Below are 15,757 nucleotides of genomic sequence, written 5' to 3'. Positions count from 1 at the left end.
TCATCGGGTGGTCAGCACGGGGTGCCAGATGCTGTCCCAGCCGTCGTCCTTGCGGTAGGCCGACAACGGGGTGATTTCTTGTTGACCACGGTGACCACCGTTGTGGAATTCACCGGTGCACTTGCCCGGCGGCCAAGCGCGATCGGCCGGCCGTCGTCGGCCTCCGCCAGGAGGTCCGGCACGGGTTGGCTGCCGGTTTCCTGCCGGGTGACTCTGTCGCGACGATGACGGCCGGCAGAGCGACGACGCGCCTCTTCGGGCGCCCCACGGGCCGTTCTTCCCTCGACGCCGTTCATTCCCTTCTCCCCGACCGCTGTGATCGGCTCAGGCGAGCGTGAGCCTGACCTGGTGAAGGCCGGTCAGCGTGGCCGGCAGCAAGTCCACCTCGTGACCGTCGAGGCGGAAGTCCCGTACCGTCGTACCGCTCCCCGACACCGTGACGCGCAGGGTCATGTCGCGGTAGCGCAAGCCGTCCAGGGTCGCCTCGCCCCAATCGCTCGGTACGGCGGGCGCGAAGCGGATGCCCTCCCGCTCGAACCGCAGGCCGAACAGGCCATGGTGGACCAGGCCGAGCAGAGTCGTGGCGGACCAGGTCTGGTCGGGCTCCGACGGCCACTGCCTGCCCTGCTGCCATCCCCCGTCCGGGCGGCCGGTGACGGGGTGGTAGACCTCGTACAGGCCGTCGTCGCCGAACAACGTCACGAGGTCGGTCAGCGTCTCCAGGAACCGGTCCGTACGTCCGATCCTGGCCATGGCGTCGCCCCAGACGGCCATCACCATGGGCCAGCAGCTCGCGTTGTGCCGGCCGGGACGCTCGGGACCGTAGCGGTCGAAGTGCGGCCAGACATTGACGACGCCGCGCGGCTCGCGGTGCGTGTTCGCCGCGATGAGAGCCGCCTGCCGGTCGTCGGCGATGCCGAAGATGATGGCCAGGGCGAGGCCGAGCGTCTCTTCGTGGGGGTCCAGGCGGCCATCCTCGTGCCGGAAATATCCGTACAGACCGGCGTCCTCGCGCCACAGCCACCGGTTCACCGCGGCCGCCGTCGCCTCGGCCCGCTCCAGATGCGGGCGCCCGTCGCGGCCGAGTGCGCCCGCCATCATCGCCAGCGCCCGATGGGCGGCGGCGTGGACGGCGTTGGTCGACAGGCACATGATCATGTGGGTCCGCGGGTAGTCGAGCACGAAGCTGGAGCCGATGCGCGGATCGTTCGGCGGCTCTGGGTAGCCCGAAATGCCGTCCTGCATGACGGCGGGGCCGCGATAGAGCCCGTACGCGGTGTCGTACCGCTCCTTGTCCAGCACGTCCATGGTCGCGGCGGCGATCGCGTACGCACGCCGCAGGAAGTCCTCGTCACCGGTCACCAGCACGTGGTGCCAGGCGGCGACCGCCCAGATGATCTGGTCCCACCACTGGTCGTCCTGCTGGACGAGCGTGTCGCCGGCCACCGCGAGGAGGGTGTCGCGGGCGGCGTCCGGGGACAGGAGGCTGGCCGCGTACCAGGCGTTGATGGAGGCGTCCCTGGTCCACGGGTCCGGGTAGCCGCCGCCGGCGCGGATGACGCCGCCGATCGTGTTGACGTTCAGCAGAGTGTGCTGGGCTGCCGCATAAATCCGGGTAAGGGCGGAATCCGGGCAGATCAGCGCGGGCGGGTGAGGCATGCCGGGATGATACTTGTCGCCCTTGCCTTGCGAGAGGATTTATGCCGCGTATCCCAGCAAAAGCACTGATCAGCGACGCAGAACAATGGCGAAAAAGGCTTCGTCTGAGCGGCCGATCCAGCATCCTGGGCGTGTCCAGAACTGCCGTGAGCAGAGCTCTTTCTCTGGCCCCCTTTCTCTTTGAAGAGGTATCCGTGACTCGGTATGCCATCGACCGTGCCCACAACACGCTGCTCGCCCTGTGGAGCACCGGCATCGGCGACACCGCCATCATCGTGGCCCGGCTCACCCACGACCAGCTCCCCCACAACACCCGCGAACTCGCCGGTGCGCTGACCCGCCTGTCGCACGTCTGCTGGCGTTCCTACACCCACCCCGCCAGCGCCGCCGACCCCGACGCCCCCAACGGCCTGGCCAGGCAGCGGCAGCAGGAACGCGACGCGTTCGCCAGGATCCTTCCCCTCATCACCGCCACCCGCCCCAGCGACCAGCCCGCCACCACCAAAGTCGAACACGCCGCCCTCGCGCTCGCCCGCGTCCTGCGCGTACTCGACGCCTCCCAGCTCACCACCCTCGTCACCACCGACGTCGCCGCCGAACTCGCCGCCATCGAGCAGGCCGAACGCGGCGACCTGTCCGACCGCGCCCAGCAGGCCGCCACCCTCAGCCGCGAGGACGCCTCACCCCTGCAGATCTCCCAAGCCGACCGCCTGCTCCGCGACAACCCCTTCGGCAACCAGGACCTCCTCACCCAAGTCGACCCCACGGCGGCCGCCATCGCCGCCGCCCACTGGTTTCACGCCGCCCTCGCCGTCACCGCCCGCCACACCGGCATGCACCCCCTGCACGTCGTCGCCGGAGCCGAACAACCCGACAAACCCCTCGCCATCGAAAGCCTCACGGACGTCACCACCGCCATGGACGACGGCACCCGCGCCCGCCACGTCGTCATGCCGCTCATCCGCAACGCCCTGCACATCGCCGACGGGCACCTGCACGGCATCCTCGACGTCCAGGAACGCCTCACCGCCGCCCACCACCTCATCGACAAGGCCCGCACCACCCACCCCGAACTGAACCTCACCCCCGCCACCATCCATCTCCCCCTCACCGCCCTCGACCCGGCCCGCCCCGCCCCCGACCTCCTCGACAACCTCCTCCACGCCATCACCACCTGCTGGCACCTCTACCAGCACCACACCGAGAACCCGCACTCACAGGAAGCCCGCCAAACCTTCGTCACCGCGCTCCGAGAAGAAGCAGCGAGCAGACCCGAAAGACTCCTGTAGCGGGCCACCGACGTGTCACTGCTGGAACTGCTGGTGCGGTGTTCGATGGTGCGGTGTTCGATGGTGCGGTGTTCGATGGTGCGGTGTTCGATGGTGCGGTGTTCGATGGTGCGCAGCCGGACTGCCCGGCGGACTTCGTACCGCAGTCCCTGGAGCCGTGACCGCACGGGCGGTCAGTCCGGCCCGGGCGGCCCCGGTGTCATGCCGGGCATGCCCGGGCCTCTCGGGAAGCAGGGTGGATTCTGCTCACCGAACCACTGGGCCAGGTACCGCCGCATTGTCCGCACCTCCGCCCACTGGTCGTCGCGCACCTTGCGGGCGAAGCCGGCGACCTCGGCATGCTGCGCCTCACCATGCATGAGGAGCTGCTGCGACATCATGATCGCCATCATGTGGTGCGGGATCATGTGCCGCAGAAACGTCTGGTCGAGCTGATCCCCCGAGAGCCCTGACAGGTCCGGCATCGTGGTTTCGCGCGGGCTCGGCGCCTGGCTTCTCGGATACCACCGCTCCAGCCAGCCCTTCATCTCGCCGACCTCGGCGGTCTGCGTCGTGACGATGGACTGCCCGAGCTGCCGCATCTCCGGCCGCTCGGAACGCCGCAACTGCCGCGCCGCCGTGATGGCGTCCTCGTGGTGCGGCACCATCTGCGACAGGTAGTCGTACTCGCTGGTGATGACATGCATCTGCCCTGCTCCAGGGCAGGTCGGTTGGGGTGGCGGGGAGCCTTTCCGGGCCGTCGCCGTCGCCGTGGCCCCGGGACCCACGGCGACGGCGGCCAGGACTGCTCCTGCGGCCATCGCGGTCTTCGTACAGCGTCGCTTCATGCGTCCCCCTAACGCCGATCCGACACCTACCCGGGCCCGCATCCTTCACTTGGTTGTGCCATATCGACCGTTATCGACTACTCGGTCCAGGCAAGTCCTCTTGAGGTGCCTCGAAGATTCCGGACAGCCAGCTACATAAGCTGACAGCAGTCTGGAAGAGGTAGGTACGTGACGAGGCGTCGCAGGCAGTTCTCGCCGGAGTTCAAGGAAGAAGCCGTCCGCATGGTGCTGGAGGGTGGTCACGGTGAACACGCACGTCGATGAGGCCTCGGACGACGACGTCTCCTACGTTCGCGATCTGGGCCTGATCCGAAGAACCGGAGCACCGGAGATCGCAAATCCGATCTACCGACAGTTCCTGCTGCGGCACTCGCCCCTGTGCGCCGACCTGCTACGCCGGGAACAGCAGGGACCTTTCACCGACGAGAAGCTGGCCGAGGTCCGCATGAGGACCTTTGGATCCCCAGACTCACTTAGTGGCAGCCTGTGACCATGCCGCCACCCCGAGCAAGATATTTCAATACCACAGGTCCCTGCGACCCCCAGCTCCACTACATGCTGCCGCCCGCACCCCGGCTTCCCGAGGCGCGGGCCCTCATCGAGATGGACCGCTACTTCGTCCTGCACGCCCCCCGGCAGACCGGTAAGACGACCATCCTGCGCACCCTGGCCTCCGACCTGGCCACCGAGGGCGACATCGCCGCCCTGTCGTTCTCCTGCGAGCGCGCCAAGATCTTCAGCAACGACGTCGCCGCAACCGAGACGATTCTGCTGGACTCGCTCCGCAGGGCCGCCGTCTTGTCGGGATGGCCCGAGGAGCTGCTGCCGCCGGGCTCCTGGCCGGAGGAGCAGGCGGGCACCCGGTTCGGCAATGCGCTGAGCGCATGGTGCAGTCGCTGCCCGCGCCGGGTCGTGCTGTTCCTCGACGAGATCGACGCCCTGCAGGGCGAGAGCCTGGTCAGCGTCCTCAGCCAGCTTCGCGACGGTCATAACATACGGCCGGACGGCTATCCGTTCCCCGCGTCGGTGGTGCTGTGCGGGTTGCGGGACGTGCGTGACTACAAGATCGCTTCGGGCGGCGCCCCTGACCGGTATAACGCGGCCAGCCCGTTCAACATCATCCGCAAATCGCTACGCCTGGGTGATTTCACCGCCGGCCAGATCGCCGAACTCTATGACCAGCACACCCAGGCGACCGGCCAGGAGTTCACCAAAGACGCGGTGGACCGCCTCTTCGAACTGACCCAAGGACAACCCTGGCTGGTCAACGCCCTCGCCGATGAGATCATCACCGAGATGGGCGTGACCGGGACCATCGCCACTGAGCAAGTGGAGGAGGCGAAGGAGCGGTTGATCCGGGCGCGCGCCATCCACCTGGACTCTCTGGCGGCTCGGCTGTACGAGCCTCGGGTCAAGCGGGTGATGGAGCCGATCGTGGCCGGCGGCCCCTACACTGACCGCGGCAATTCCGAGGACCTGTCCTACGCCCGCGATCTGGGCCTGATCACGCAACAACCTCCGCCACAGGTGGCCAACCCGATCTACCGGGAGGTCATCCTGCGCGTGCTGGGCGACCTCACGGAGCAGAACATCCACGCCGATCCGCACAGCTTCGTGCTCCCCGACGGCCGGTTCGACCTGTCCCGCCTGCTCCGCGAGTTCGTCGTCTTTTGGCGCGAGCACGGCGAAGTGCTCATCCAGCAGGAGGGCTACCACGACGCCGCGTGTCAGATCATCCTCATGGCCTTCCTGCACCGCCTGGTCAACGGCGGCGGCTACCTCGACCGCGAGTACGCCGCCGGCACCAAACGCCTGGACGTGCTCGTTCGCTGGCCGTACAGCGGTCCGGAAGGCGAACGACTGATGCAACGCGAAGCCATGGAGCTCAAGGTGTGGCGGCCAGGCGCGGACGACCCGAAGCCCGAGGGCCTGGCCCAGCTCGACCGCTACCTCGACCGGCTGACCCTGGACACCGGTGTCCTGGTCATCTTCGACCGCCGTCCCGAGGCCCCGCCCTGGCAGGAACGCGGCGGCTTCGCCCAGGCCACCACCCCGTCCGGCCACCAGGTCACCGTCCTGCGTGTGTGACGGCTGTTCGTGGCGGGCTAAAATGCCTACGTAGCCGCCGCATGGTTCTCATGCTGGGCCCGCTGACCACCACCGGAGCCAGATCGGATCACCATGCCGATGTCCAGGGCAGAGATGATCTCGCACGTCCTTGATGGCGCCGAGCCTCTGACGCAACGGCTCCCCGGCCCCGGAGAGGCCGGCGCCGTCGCTCGCTGGCACTCCGCTGACGGCCTCGGAGCAGTGCTTTTCCTCAGACACCGCCGAGACGGCATGCTGGCCGCCGAGCTGTCCCTTGCCGTGCGTGACACTACGGGGAAGTGGCGAGACCTGGGGCTGGACTCGGGCGCGAACGAGTATCCCGACTTCTTCTCGCAACTACGAGATCCGTCCGATGTCGTCCCTCTGGGCGTCACGGAGACTCTCGTTTCCGAGGCCGAGTTCCGCGGCGGGGCGGCGACCTCTGTGCGATTTTTTGAGGTGTGGGTCGGTGGTGCGATCACGTCGATCACCTGCACGACCGAATCGACCACAACGGAGCAGGAAATATCGCCACTCGGCGCCTGCCTCGTGGGCGTTGTGGGAGAAGGCCGCGCGACGGCACACGTGCGAGCGCAAGGGAAAACTCTGCACATCATGCCCATGTCCGCGTCCACCATCGAGTGAATAGCTCGCAGGAAGAGGTCGGCATGACGTCTTCCTGCCCTCATCTTGGGGTGCCATCGCGGCTACTGGTCGGTTTCGAGGGTGACGACGTAGCCGATGAAGTCGCGGTCGTCGTCGGAGGTCGGCGGGCGTGAGCCGTCGGCGGAGGTGAGCGGGGTCAGGACGGCGTCGGCCGGGTGGAGGTAGGTCTCGCCCTCCGCCTGTACGTGGCGGGCGTGGACGGCGGAGATCTGCTTGACCTGGGCTTCGACGGTGATGTGGGCTGCGGTGGGTTCGTCGTGGTGTTCTTCGCCCCACTCGATGGTGGCGGCGGTCTCCTCGCCCAGGGCGCGTGTCAGCCACTCGCGGTCCGCCGGGGCGAGGGTCCAGGTGACCGCCGATCCGACGTGGAAGGGGTCGCCGCAGCACTCCATCTGCCACTCGTCGACCCAGACGTTCCATCTCACTCCGGCAATGTACCCGGCGGCCTTGGGCCTTCCCACGGGTGGCGGGCGGGTGTATCTGTAGGGAAATCGATTTGCATCACTGCGCGCGCGTCCGTCGGAACGGTGGAGGGAAGGCGATGGCAGATCAGGGAGGGCTCCGCAGGCGGTCGTTCCTCGTCGGTGGTGGCTTGGGTGCGATGGCGATGCTGGGCGGTGGCGCGGCGCAGCTCCTGACGGCGGGTGCGGCCTGGGCCGAGCCGGCGGGCGATCCGCGGCGGACGGCGGCCGGTATGGCGGCGATTACAGCAGGGGCAGGGGCGGGAACAAGGGCGGCGGGCGCGCTGAGGCGGGCGGCCCTCGCCAAGGGGATCAGGTACGGCTCGTCCGCCGCCACCTGGCAGGTGCAGCCGGACCCCGGCTACGCGGAGCTGTACGCGCGCGAGAGCGGCATGCTGCTCACCGAGGACGATCTCCTGTGGTACCGGCTCAAACCAACCCCCGACGCGCCGCTCGACTTCACGTACGGCGACCAGATCGTCCAGTACGCCGCCGGCAACGGCCAGCCGGTCCTCGCCGCCCACCTGGTCTGGGACGAGGGCCTGGGCGACGGCTGGGAGCCGGACGCCCTGTTCGGCCTCGGCGAGCGGGAGGCCCGCGACCTGCTCTTCGGCACGATCAAGAGAGAGGTCGCCCACTACGCGGGCCGGGTCAAGGCGTGGGTGGTCGCGAACGAGGTGACCGACGGCGAGGACAAGGACGCCAACGGCTACTGGACGGAGGAGCCCTGGTACCAGACCATCGGCCCCTCCTACGTCGAGGGGGCGTTCCGCCTCGCGCACCGCCATGACCCCCGAGCGGTGCTGCTCATCAACGAGTTCGGTTTCGAGACCGGGGATGACGCGGTCGCCCGCCGCAGGTCGATGCTCAAGGCCATCGACCATCTGAAGAGCAGGAACGTCCCCGTGCACGCCCTGGGCGTCCAGGCGCACCTGAACGCCGCCGGGTTCGCTGAGACCTTCGACGCGAAGGCGTACCGGAGCTTCCTCAGACAGGTCGCGGCGCGAGGGCTGTCGATCTTCATCACCGAGATGGACGTCCAGGACGACGGCCTGCCCGCCGACGTCGCCGTCAGGGACGCGGCCGTCGCGGAGGTCTACGCGCGCTACCTGTCCGTGGCCCTCCAGGAGCCGGCGGTGAAAGTGGTGCTGAGCTTCGGCCTCAGCGACCGCTACACCTGGCTGCAGGAGGACTACCCGCGTGAGGACGGGGCCGCGCGCCGGCCGCTGCCGTTCGACGAGGACCTGCGGCCGAAGCCGGCGTACGCGGCGATGCTGCGCGCGTTCCGGCAGGCCCCGGCACGCCGGCCCCTCTGAGCCCTTCTGAGCCCTTCTCAGTCCCTCAGAGGGGCTCAGAAGGGCTCAGAGGCGATCCCCGTACGTCTCGATCGCGTTCTCGCTGCTCACCCGCTGCCTGATCGCCTCCGGCAGCGAGGTGAGGGCGTAGCGGGGGTCGTCGAAGTCCCAGTGCGGGTAGTCGGAGCTGAACATCAGCGTGCGCTCCGCGTGCGCGATCTCGCAGAGCACGTGCAGGTGGTGCCGGCGCCTGGGCTCGGGCAGCGGCTGGGTGGTGAAGCGGACGTGGTCCACGATGTACTCGCTGGGCAGCCGCCTGACCCACGGCACCTCGTCGCGCAGGCCCCTGACGTTCTTGTCGAGCCGCCACATCACGTCGGGGATCCAGCCGAGCCCGCCCTCGGTGATGATCACCTTGAGGCCGGGGAAGCGCTCGAAGACGCCGTGGCAGACGAGGCTGATGACGTTCGCCTGGAAGACCTGGCTGAGGCCGCTGTGCCACTCCACGTAGTACGTCGGCGTCCCGCCGGCCATGGGCGGTGACGTACGGAAGATGCCCTCGCCCGAGTTGGGGTGGACGGCGACCGGGAGGCCGAGGTCGTGCGCGGCCTCGTAGATGGGGTAGTGGTGCCGCTGCCCCATCAGCAGGTCGGTGAGCGGCAGCAGCACGCCGACGAAGCGCTCGTCCTGGGCCGCGCGCCTGATCTCCCGCGCCGCCAGGTGCGGGTCCTGCGCGCCGGCCACGATGTAGCCGCGGTAGCGGTCGTCGGCGTCGAACCAGGTCGCGGCCAGCCACCGGTTGTAGGCCGAGGCGATCATGGCGGCGGCGTCCGGGTCGGGCATGGCGCCGAGGCCGAGCACCTCGCCGCCGATGAGCACCGCGCGGTCGATGCCGTGGGCGTCGAGCAGGTGCCGCGCGGTGAAGAGCGGGTCGGCGCCCGGCGCGGACCCGTCGGGGGCGCGGGCGTCGTCGCGGAGCACGCCGGCCGGGTTGACGTAGAGCATGTTGCGCGGGATCGAGACGGCCTCGCGGTGCCCGGTCGTGGTGAGGGCGCGGCGCTCGTCGAGGCCGAGGCGGCGCCGCTCGGCCGTGGACAGGAAGGGGCGCAGGTCGGCGAGGCCGTGCTTGGTGATCGGGTGGACGTCGCAGTCGACGAGCCGGTAACGGGGAGGCGTACGGGTGACGGGGTCGGTCATGGAGGCTCCGGTGGTTGCCGAGAGGCCGCTGAGCGGTCATAGTCGTGCATAGCAAATCGATTGGCATGGCGACAGTGGAGCGGTGACATGGACGTTCGGGTCGGCAGCGTCGAGGACGTCCGCAGGGACGGGTGCCGGATCGTCGACGTGAACGGGCGGCGGGTCGGGGTCATCAGCGTGGGCGATGAGTTCTTCGCGATCAGCGACAAGTGCCCGCACATGGGGGCGTCGATGTGCGCCGGCTCGCTGGGCGGCACCTTCGTGGCCGCCGGGCCGCACGAGTACGTGTACGGCAGGGACGAGCGGGTGGTCCGCTGCCCGTGGCACGGCTGGGAGTTCGACGTAGAGAGCGGGCGGTCGCTGCTGGAGCCGAAGCGCGTGGGGCTCAGGACGTACCGGGTGTCCCAGCAGGACGGGGAGGTCGTCCTGCACGTGTGATCCAGTCCTGCGCGTGTGATCCGGTCCTGCACGTGTGATGCGGCCTTTCACATGTGATCCAGTCCTGCACCTGTGACTCACCTGCCGGGGATCGACGGGACGTCCGTGTGCAGGTCGGGGCCGAAGAAGAGGAACACCATGAGGTCCTCGGCGCCGGTGTTGACGACCTCGTGCTCCCGCACGGCCGCGTCGTGGGTGACGACCAGCTCGTCAAGCCCCGGTTCGCCGCCGCGCACCTCGTGCCCCGCGTACGTGCCCGTCCCCGTCCAGGCGAACACGCTGTACACGCCGGGCTCGCGCAGCCGGTGGACGCCGCCGGGCGGGACGACGAGGCGCTTGCCGGCGTACTTGCCGGTGTTGTAGAAGACCCAGCTCTCCCCGTCGGCAACGGGCTGCGGGGTCAGGTGGCGGTTCTCGTAGAACCAGGGGTCGCCGTTGGTGCGCCAGTCCACGAAGCCGAGCGGGAACCGCTCCCCGTGCTCCGAGCGGTCGCCGGGGCGGACGTCCTTGAACAGCAGGTCCTTGGAGATGATCCGGCCGGCGTTCAGCGCCTGGAACATGGCGAGGACGTCGGAGTCCTCCTGCAGCTCCAGGGTGAGCGCCGTGCCGGGGGCGTGCAGCACGCCGGACGGCACGTGGAACCCCTCGCCGGGCACCTGCAGCTCGGCGCGGGCGTGCCGGAGTATCAGGTCGCTGTCCCAGTCGACGAGGTACGGCAGCAGCACCTCGTACGCGCCCTGCTCCGCGATCCACGGGTGCACCCCGAAGAACGTCTCAGGATGCGGCCCCATGTCCACGCCGGGCAGGAAATGGTAGGACTCGTCCTTGGCGTTCCTGCCGACCAGCGCCGCGTACTCCTGGGGCGGATGGATGTGGTACGGCAGCCGGTAGGCGTAGTCGAAGATCTTCGCCAGCCGCCCGAGCCCGCCGGGATGCGTGGCGGCGTACGCGGCGCCCATGACGGCGGCCGGGCCGGCGGCGACCGCGTCGCGCAGCAGGAGCCGCTCGCCGTGCTCCCCCACCACGTGGCTGAGCCCCTCGTCGGGCGGCCCGACGCGGTTGTCGGCCTTGGTCGTCGAGGCGAGCCAGCGCTCGCAGACGGCGCCCCGCTCGCCCACGTCGTAGGCGTCCTCGGGCAGGCCGAGCCGCCTGCCCGGGGGCAGGAAGTCACGCGCGACCCAGGCGGGCGCACAGCGCAGCACGCCGTTCCCGGCGTCGAGCAGCCGGGCGAGCAGGTCGCGTACCTCGTCAGGACCTCGCGCCGTCATGATTCACCCCTTGATCCCGGTGAGGGCGATGCCCTGCACGAACCTCCGCTGGAAGACCAGGAACACGACGATCATCGGCAGCACCGCGATCACCGACCCGGCGAACAACAAGGTCCAGGATGTACGGTTCTGCACCACGAACAGGGCAAGACCCACCGGTGCGGTGATCTTGTCCGGGCTGGACATGATGATCAGCGGCCAGAAGAAGTCCTCCCACGCCCCCTGGAAGGTGAAGATCGCGTTCGCCGCCAGCGCGGGCCCGCACAGCGGCAGCACCACCGAGCGGAAGATCCGGAACTCGCCGGCCCCGTCGATGCGGGCGGCCTCCAGCAGCTGGTCGGGGATCGAGAGCATGTACTGGCGCAGCAGGAAGATGCCGAACGCCGACACGATGCCCGGCATGATCAGCCCCCAGTAGGAGTCGAGCCAGCCGTGCCCGCCGCTGCCCGTCCAGTCGTTCCCGCCGAAGAAGGGGATGTGCTGGATGATGAGGTAGTTCGGGATGAGCGTGACCTGCCCCGGCACCATCATCGTCGCCAGGAAGAGGACGAAAATCCCGTTACGTCCGGGAAAGCGGCGCTTGGCGAAGGAGTAGGCGCACAGCGCGTTGAAGAACGTCTGCAGCACGGTGATCGACAGCGCGACGAACGCGCTGTTGGCGAACCACCGCCAGTCGCCGTGCCCCTGGGCCTGCTGCGCCTTGGTGAGGTCGCCGACGTTCAGGAAACCCTGGTAGCCCTCCAGCGTCCCGTCCTGCGGGATCCAGTGCGGCGTCGTGGAGAAGATCTCCCCCATCGGCTGGAACGACGCGCTGACCAGCCACGCGAACGGCGCCAGGAACAGGATCGCGAGCGGCGCGAGCACCAGGTACGTCAGCAGCTTCTGCCGCAGCCCGAACCGGTTGCCGGTCATACGGCGGAGCCCCGCCGGGCGAGGCGCAGCTGGAGCGCCGTGAACACGAGCAGCATGAGGAAGAGCGCGAACGCCAGCGTGCTGGCGTAGCCCATGTCGAAGTACTTGAACGCCCAGAGATACATGTAATAGACCATCGTCGTCGTCTTGTTGACCGGCCCGCCGTTGGTCATCACGAAGATCTGGGTGAAGACCTGCAGGGAGCTGATGATGCCCATGACCAGCAGGAACAGGGTGGTGGGCCGCAGGCTGGGGATCGTCACGTAGCGCAGGCGCTGCCAGGGGCCCGCGCCGTCGATGCGGGCGGCCTCGTACAGCTCCCTGGGGATGGCCTGCAGCCCGGCGAGGTAGACCACCATCGAGAACCCGGCGCCCGCCCACACGCTCATCAGCACGACCGCCGGCATCGCGAGGTTCTTGTCCGACAGCCACAGCAGCGGCTCGTCGATGAGGTGCGCCTGCAGCAGGTAGTAGTTGAACAGGCCGTAGTCACCGTTGTAGAGCCACTTCCAGAGGATGGCCGAGACCACGAACGGCGTGATGACCGGCAGGTAGAACGCCGCCCTGAACAGGCCGCGCAGCCGCAGCGGCAGGTTGAGCAGCAGCGCGAGCAGCAGGCCCGTCGCCATCGACAGCGGCACCGAGGCGCCGCTGAAGTAGATGGTGTTCAGCACCGACTCGACGAACCGCTCGTCGTGGATCATGTCGCGGTAGTTCGTCAGGCCGACGAACGGCTTGTCCGGCTCGATGATGCTCCACCGGTGGAACGTCAGGTAGACGGCGAAGATCAGGGCGGCCAGCGTGAAGACCGAGAAGATCAGCATGCCGGGCATCAGGAAGACGTACGCCGAGCGTTCCCGCCACATCCGGGCCGGCAGGCCGGGCCGGCCGGGCGGCCGGGGACCGCTCCGCGCCGGCGCCGCGTCCGTCTCGGTCGTCATCAGCGGCTGCGCCATCTGTCTCTTCCTTCCTCCGTACGCCGCCGCGCGCCGCCGCTCAGCCCCGGCCGAGGATCGCCCTGCCCTGCTGGGCGGCGTTGTCCAGCGCCTCGGCGGCGGTCTGGTCGCCGTAGATGGCCTTGCTGAGCTCCTCGTTGAGGATGGTCTCGACCCGCGGATACTTGGGGTTGGCGACCGCGCTCGCGACGCCGCAGGCCATCAGGTCGGCGAAGGGCTTGAGTACGGGCTTCTCCTTGGCGAGGTCCTCGCCTTCGAGCAGCGACTTCGTCGGAGGCAGCAGCGTGCCCTCGGTCTTGTACGTCCAGTCGGCCAGGTTCTCGGGCCGCGACAGGAACTCCATCCAGAGCCACGCGGCGTCGGAGACCTTCGTCTGGCTGAACATCACCAGCGAGTCGCCGGCGATGGTCGTCTTGCATCCGGCGCTCCCCTCGGGCAGCGGCGCGGCGGCCCACTTGCCTTCGAGCTTGGGGTACTCGTCGGCCAGCGTGCCGGCGAACCAGGCGCCCGCCACGTACATCGCGACGTCGCCCCTGGCGAAGGCCACCCGGCCGTCGTAGGAGTTGGAGTTGAGGTAGTCGCGCGGCGAGTATTCGGCGAGGTCCACGTAGAAGGCGGCGGCGGTCTTGCCGGCCTCGCTGTCGAAGGCGACGTCCTTGCCGTCCGCGCTCACCGGCTCGCCGCCGGCCTGGTAGAGCCAGGGGTAGAAGTAGTAGGCCGCCTCGGAGGCGAACATCTCGAAGCCGTACTTGCCGTTCGCGGTGAGCTTCTCCGCCGCGGCCCTGAACTCCTCCCAGGTCTTCGGCGGGCCGGCGAGGCCGGCCTCCTTGAAGCGGTCGGTGCGGTAGAACAGGCCGGTCGTCTCGCCGTCGAAGGGCAGGCCCCACATCTTGCCGTTCCAGGTGACGAACGTCTTGAAGCCGTCGACGTAGTCGTCCGGCTTGACGACCTCGCTGCGGCCCATGTACTCGCCGAGGTCGACGAGCGCGCCGCGGGCGGCGTAGTCGCTGGTGTCGCTGGCGTTGATGTAGGCGACGTCGGGGGCGGTGTTGCCGGCGATGCGGGTGCTGAGCACCTGCTGCGCCTGCTCGGCGGGGGCGTTCTCGAACTTGATGGTGATGTTGGGGTGCTGCTTGCTGAACTCGGCGGCCATCTTCTTCATCTGCGGCTCGTTGCCGACCCAGGAGAAGAACGTCACGGTCTGCGGCGAGGCCGGGTCCTTGACGGGGCCCGTGCCCTTGCCGATGCCGGTGTTCTGCGGCGGGGCGTCGCTTCCGCAGGCGGTCAGGCTCATGGTCGTCGCGAGCGCCATCACGATGACGGCCGGGGCCGTCCAGGATCCATGGATTCTCATCACACCGCTCCCTGCTGCTCGCTCAGTGGAAGGTCCGGAGCTTCGACTGATGCAAATCGATTGGCGCCTGGCGGGAAGTCTTGCCAACGTCCGGGCGGGTTGTCAATGGATGCACAGTGGCTCGCGTCACATTGTGACGGCCCCGAGACCACGCCCGCCGGTCACGGCGAAGTACGCCGTCAAATCGTTTTGCCTCAGGAATCTCAGTAGAATGCTCCCCATGTCGAGGAGCGAGGTTGAGTCCGGCCCACCCTCCCGCGTGACGATCGCCCAGGTCGCCAGCCACGCAGGAGTGAGCCCCACGACCGTCTCCCACGTGCTGTCGGGCAAGCGTGCGGTCGGAGCGGCGACCAGGGGCACGGTGCTGGCGGCCATCCGCGAGCTCGGCTACCGGCCGAACATCGTGGCCCGCAACCTGCGGACCCGGCGCTCGCACATGATCGCGGTGGTCGTCCCCGACATCACCAACCCGTTCTACGCCGTGCTCACCCGCGGCCTGGCCGACGCGGTCGACGCCGCCGGGCTCGGCACGTACGTCTGCAACACCGACGGCCAGCACGACAGGGAGCTGAAGTTCTTCCAGGACGCGATGGACCGCGGGGTCGACGGCATCGTCTTCGCCTCCGGCGAGACCGCCTCGCAGGTCCAGCTCGCGGAGGTCGACCAGCAGACGCCCATCGTCTGCATCGGCGCGCAGCTCGACCATCCGCTGTGCGACGCGGTCATCCCCGACGACGAGACCGGCTCGCGCGCGGCGGGCGCCTTCCTCGCCGCGCGCGGCTACAAGCGCATCGCGATGATCCAGGGCCCGCCCCACTACGGCGTGACCCGCACCGCGGGCTTCCGCTCGGCGATGCAGGCCGCCAAGCGGAAGGTGCCGGCCGAGCGCATGGTGCGCGGCGACTGGACCCGCAGGGGCGGCTACACCGCGATGAAGGCCCTCATGGCGCTCAACTCCCGGCCCGACGCCGTCTTCTGCGCCAACGACCTGATGGCGATCGGCGCGCTCGACGTGGCCCACGAGCTGGGGCTGTCGGTGCCCGATGACGTGGCCATCGTGGGCTTCGACGACGTCGACGCCGCGACCATCGTGACGCCCCTCCTGACGACCGTGCGCAACCCGGCGTACGAGGCCGGCGGCACGGCCGGCGACCTGCTGCTGAGCCGCATGTCCGGCCGCTACACCGGCACCGGCCGCACGGTCGTGCTGCCCTGCCCCCTGGTCGAGCGCGGCACCGCCTGAGCCGGGGCGGCACTTGGTGACCACCGCGATGACGGGCGTCTTCTTCACGGCCGACAGCTTGTCGGCGATGAACCGGTCGCCCTTGCCGATGGGCTCGTTGGCCG

General features: G+C 69.0%; 16 protein-coding genes. 8 read left to right on the top strand and 8 right to left on the bottom strand.

The window, feature by feature from the left end:
- Positions 1-324 precede the first annotated feature (324 nt).
- Positions 325-1,659, bottom strand: a complete 1,335-nt coding sequence (locus tag AB0K28_RS45960; RefSeq protein ID WP_364383371.1) for a glycosyl hydrolase family 65 protein — start codon at positions 1,657-1,659, stop codon at positions 325-327.
- A 194-nt stretch (positions 1,660-1,853) separates the two neighbouring features.
- Here AB0K28_RS45960 and AB0K28_RS45955 point away from each other — a divergent pair, with 194 nt between their 5' ends.
- Both AB0K28_RS45955 and AB0K28_RS45950 read left to right on the top strand, forming a co-directional pair.
- Positions 1,854-2,948 carry a hypothetical protein gene (locus AB0K28_RS45955; protein ID WP_364383368.1) on the top strand — a complete coding sequence of 365 codons (1,095 nt, stop codon included), beginning with the start codon at positions 1,854-1,856 and terminating at the stop codon, positions 2,946-2,948.
- A 38-nt stretch (positions 2,949-2,986) separates the two neighbouring features.
- On the top strand, positions 2,987-3,109 hold the full coding sequence (locus AB0K28_RS45950; protein ID WP_364383365.1) for a pentapeptide repeat-containing protein: 123 nt from the start codon (positions 2,987-2,989) through the stop codon (positions 3,107-3,109).
- A 12-nt stretch (positions 3,110-3,121) separates the two neighbouring features.
- Here AB0K28_RS45950 and AB0K28_RS45945 read toward each other — a convergent pair whose 3' ends face one another.
- On the bottom strand, positions 3,122-3,634 hold the full coding sequence (locus tag AB0K28_RS45945) for a DUF305 domain-containing protein (protein WP_345400482.1): 513 nt from the start codon (positions 3,632-3,634) through the stop codon (positions 3,122-3,124).
- Between the two features lie 385 nt (positions 3,635-4,019).
- Between AB0K28_RS45945 and AB0K28_RS45940 the strand changes: the two genes are divergently transcribed.
- The 3 genes from AB0K28_RS45940 (at position 4,020) to AB0K28_RS45930 (ending at position 6,508) form a co-directional block, all read left to right on the top strand.
- Positions 4,020-4,265: a hypothetical protein gene (locus AB0K28_RS45940; RefSeq protein ID WP_364383361.1), complete on the top strand. Its 246-nt coding sequence runs from the start codon at positions 4,020-4,022 to the stop codon at positions 4,263-4,265.
- Between the two features lie 2 nt (positions 4,266-4,267).
- The gene (locus AB0K28_RS45935; RefSeq protein ID WP_364383358.1) at positions 4,268-5,863 is read left to right on the top strand and encodes an ATP-binding protein; all 1,596 of its coding nucleotides are present in this window, start codon (positions 4,268-4,270) and stop codon (positions 5,861-5,863) included.
- A gap of 252 nt (positions 5,864-6,115) precedes the next feature.
- On the top strand, positions 6,116-6,508 hold the full coding sequence (locus AB0K28_RS45930) for a hypothetical protein (RefSeq protein ID WP_364383355.1): 393 nt from the start codon (positions 6,116-6,118) through the stop codon (positions 6,506-6,508).
- A gap of 62 nt (positions 6,509-6,570) precedes the next feature.
- On the opposite strand, the gene AB0K28_RS45925 is transcribed toward AB0K28_RS45930, so the two are convergent.
- Positions 6,571-6,954: a DUF6578 domain-containing protein gene (locus AB0K28_RS45925; protein ID WP_345400470.1), complete on the bottom strand. Its 384-nt coding sequence runs from the start codon at positions 6,952-6,954 to the stop codon at positions 6,571-6,573.
- A 116-nt stretch (positions 6,955-7,070) separates the two neighbouring features.
- Between AB0K28_RS45925 and AB0K28_RS45920 the strand changes: the two genes are divergently transcribed.
- A complete protein-coding gene (locus tag AB0K28_RS45920; protein ID WP_364383352.1) occupies positions 7,071-8,306 on the top strand; it encodes an endo-1,4-beta-xylanase in 1,236 nt (411 codons plus the stop codon).
- 45 nt (positions 8,307-8,351) lie between these two features.
- Here the strand turns inward: AB0K28_RS45920 and AB0K28_RS45915 are convergent, their stop codons facing one another.
- On the bottom strand, positions 8,352-9,482 hold the full coding sequence (locus tag AB0K28_RS45915) for an amidohydrolase family protein (protein WP_364383349.1): 1,131 nt from the start codon (positions 9,480-9,482) through the stop codon (positions 8,352-8,354).
- Positions 9,483-9,569: 87 nt separating this feature from the next.
- On the opposite strand from AB0K28_RS45915, the gene AB0K28_RS45910 reads away from it, so the two are divergent.
- Positions 9,570-9,920, top strand: a complete 351-nt coding sequence (locus AB0K28_RS45910; RefSeq protein WP_364383346.1) for a Rieske (2Fe-2S) protein — start codon at positions 9,570-9,572, stop codon at positions 9,918-9,920.
- 77 nt (positions 9,921-9,997) lie between these two features.
- Here AB0K28_RS45910 and AB0K28_RS45905 read toward each other — a convergent pair whose 3' ends face one another.
- Genes AB0K28_RS45905 through AB0K28_RS45890 form a run of 4 tightly spaced genes read right to left on the bottom strand, consistent with a single transcriptional unit; the run spans position 9,998 to position 14,410 of the window.
- Positions 9,998-11,188 carry a hypothetical protein gene (locus AB0K28_RS45905; RefSeq protein ID WP_364383343.1) on the bottom strand — a complete coding sequence of 397 codons (1,191 nt, stop codon included), beginning with the start codon at positions 11,186-11,188 and terminating at the stop codon, positions 9,998-10,000.
- Between the two features lie 3 nt (positions 11,189-11,191).
- Positions 11,192-12,100 (bottom strand): carbohydrate ABC transporter permease, encoded by a 909-nt coding sequence (locus AB0K28_RS45900; protein ID WP_364383340.1) that lies wholly within the window; start codon positions 12,098-12,100, stop codon positions 11,192-11,194.
- Positions 12,097-13,056 carry a sugar ABC transporter permease gene (locus AB0K28_RS45895; protein WP_345400440.1) on the bottom strand — a complete coding sequence of 320 codons (960 nt, stop codon included), beginning with the start codon at positions 13,054-13,056 and terminating at the stop codon, positions 12,097-12,099. The genes AB0K28_RS45900 and AB0K28_RS45895 overlap by 4 nt, the downstream gene beginning before the upstream one ends.
- A gap of 40 nt (positions 13,057-13,096) precedes the next feature.
- Entirely contained in the window at positions 13,097-14,410 is a 1,314-nt protein-coding gene (locus AB0K28_RS45890) for an ABC transporter substrate-binding protein (protein WP_364383337.1), read from the bottom strand.
- A gap of 220 nt (positions 14,411-14,630) precedes the next feature.
- Here AB0K28_RS45890 and AB0K28_RS45885 point away from each other — a divergent pair, with 220 nt between their 5' ends.
- Positions 14,631-15,653, top strand: coding sequence for a LacI family DNA-binding transcriptional regulator (locus AB0K28_RS45885; protein ID WP_364383334.1), 1,023 nt, complete (start codon positions 14,631-14,633; stop codon positions 15,651-15,653).
- The last annotated feature ends 104 nt before the right edge of the window (positions 15,654-15,757 follow it).

The sequence above is a fragment of the Nonomuraea sp. NPDC049504 genome, assembly GCF_040676845.1.
GTDB classification, from domain to species: Bacteria; Actinomycetota; Actinomycetes; order Streptosporangiales; family Streptosporangiaceae; genus Nonomuraea; species Nonomuraea salmonea.
The sequence above is the reverse complement of the archived record's forward strand: the minus strand, read 5'-3'. Positions and strand labels throughout refer to the sequence as shown.

Coding starts and splice junctions, on each gene's coding strand:
- AB0K28_RS45945 (WP_345400482.1), bottom strand. CDS start 3,634: ATGCATGTCATCACCAGCGAGTACGACTACCTGTCGCAGATGGTGCCG.
- AB0K28_RS45935 (WP_364383358.1), top strand. CDS start 4,268: ATGCCGCCACCCCGAGCAAGATATTTCAATACCACAGGTCCCTGCGAC.
- AB0K28_RS45930 (WP_364383355.1), top strand. CDS start 6,116: ATGCTGGCCGCCGAGCTGTCCCTTGCCGTGCGTGACACTACGGGGAAG.
- AB0K28_RS45960 (WP_364383371.1), bottom strand. CDS start 1,659: ATGCCTCACCCGCCCGCGCTGATCTGCCCGGATTCCGCCCTTACCCGG.
- AB0K28_RS45885 (WP_364383334.1), top strand. CDS start 14,631: ATGTCGAGGAGCGAGGTTGAGTCCGGCCCACCCTCCCGCGTGACGATC.
- AB0K28_RS45910 (WP_364383346.1), top strand. CDS start 9,570: ATGGACGTTCGGGTCGGCAGCGTCGAGGACGTCCGCAGGGACGGGTGC.
- AB0K28_RS45905 (WP_364383343.1), bottom strand. CDS start 11,188: ATGACGGCGCGAGGTCCTGACGAGGTACGCGACCTGCTCGCCCGGCTG.
- AB0K28_RS45900 (WP_364383340.1), bottom strand. CDS start 12,100: ATGACCGGCAACCGGTTCGGGCTGCGGCAGAAGCTGCTGACGTACCTG.
- AB0K28_RS45920 (WP_364383352.1), top strand. CDS start 7,071: ATGGCAGATCAGGGAGGGCTCCGCAGGCGGTCGTTCCTCGTCGGTGGT.
- AB0K28_RS45890 (WP_364383337.1), bottom strand. CDS start 14,410: ATGAGAATCCATGGATCCTGGACGGCCCCGGCCGTCATCGTGATGGCG.
- AB0K28_RS45915 (WP_364383349.1), bottom strand. CDS start 9,482: ATGACCGACCCCGTCACCCGTACGCCTCCCCGTTACCGGCTCGTCGAC.
- AB0K28_RS45895 (WP_345400440.1), bottom strand. CDS start 13,056: ATGGCGCAGCCGCTGATGACGACCGAGACGGACGCGGCGCCGGCGCGG.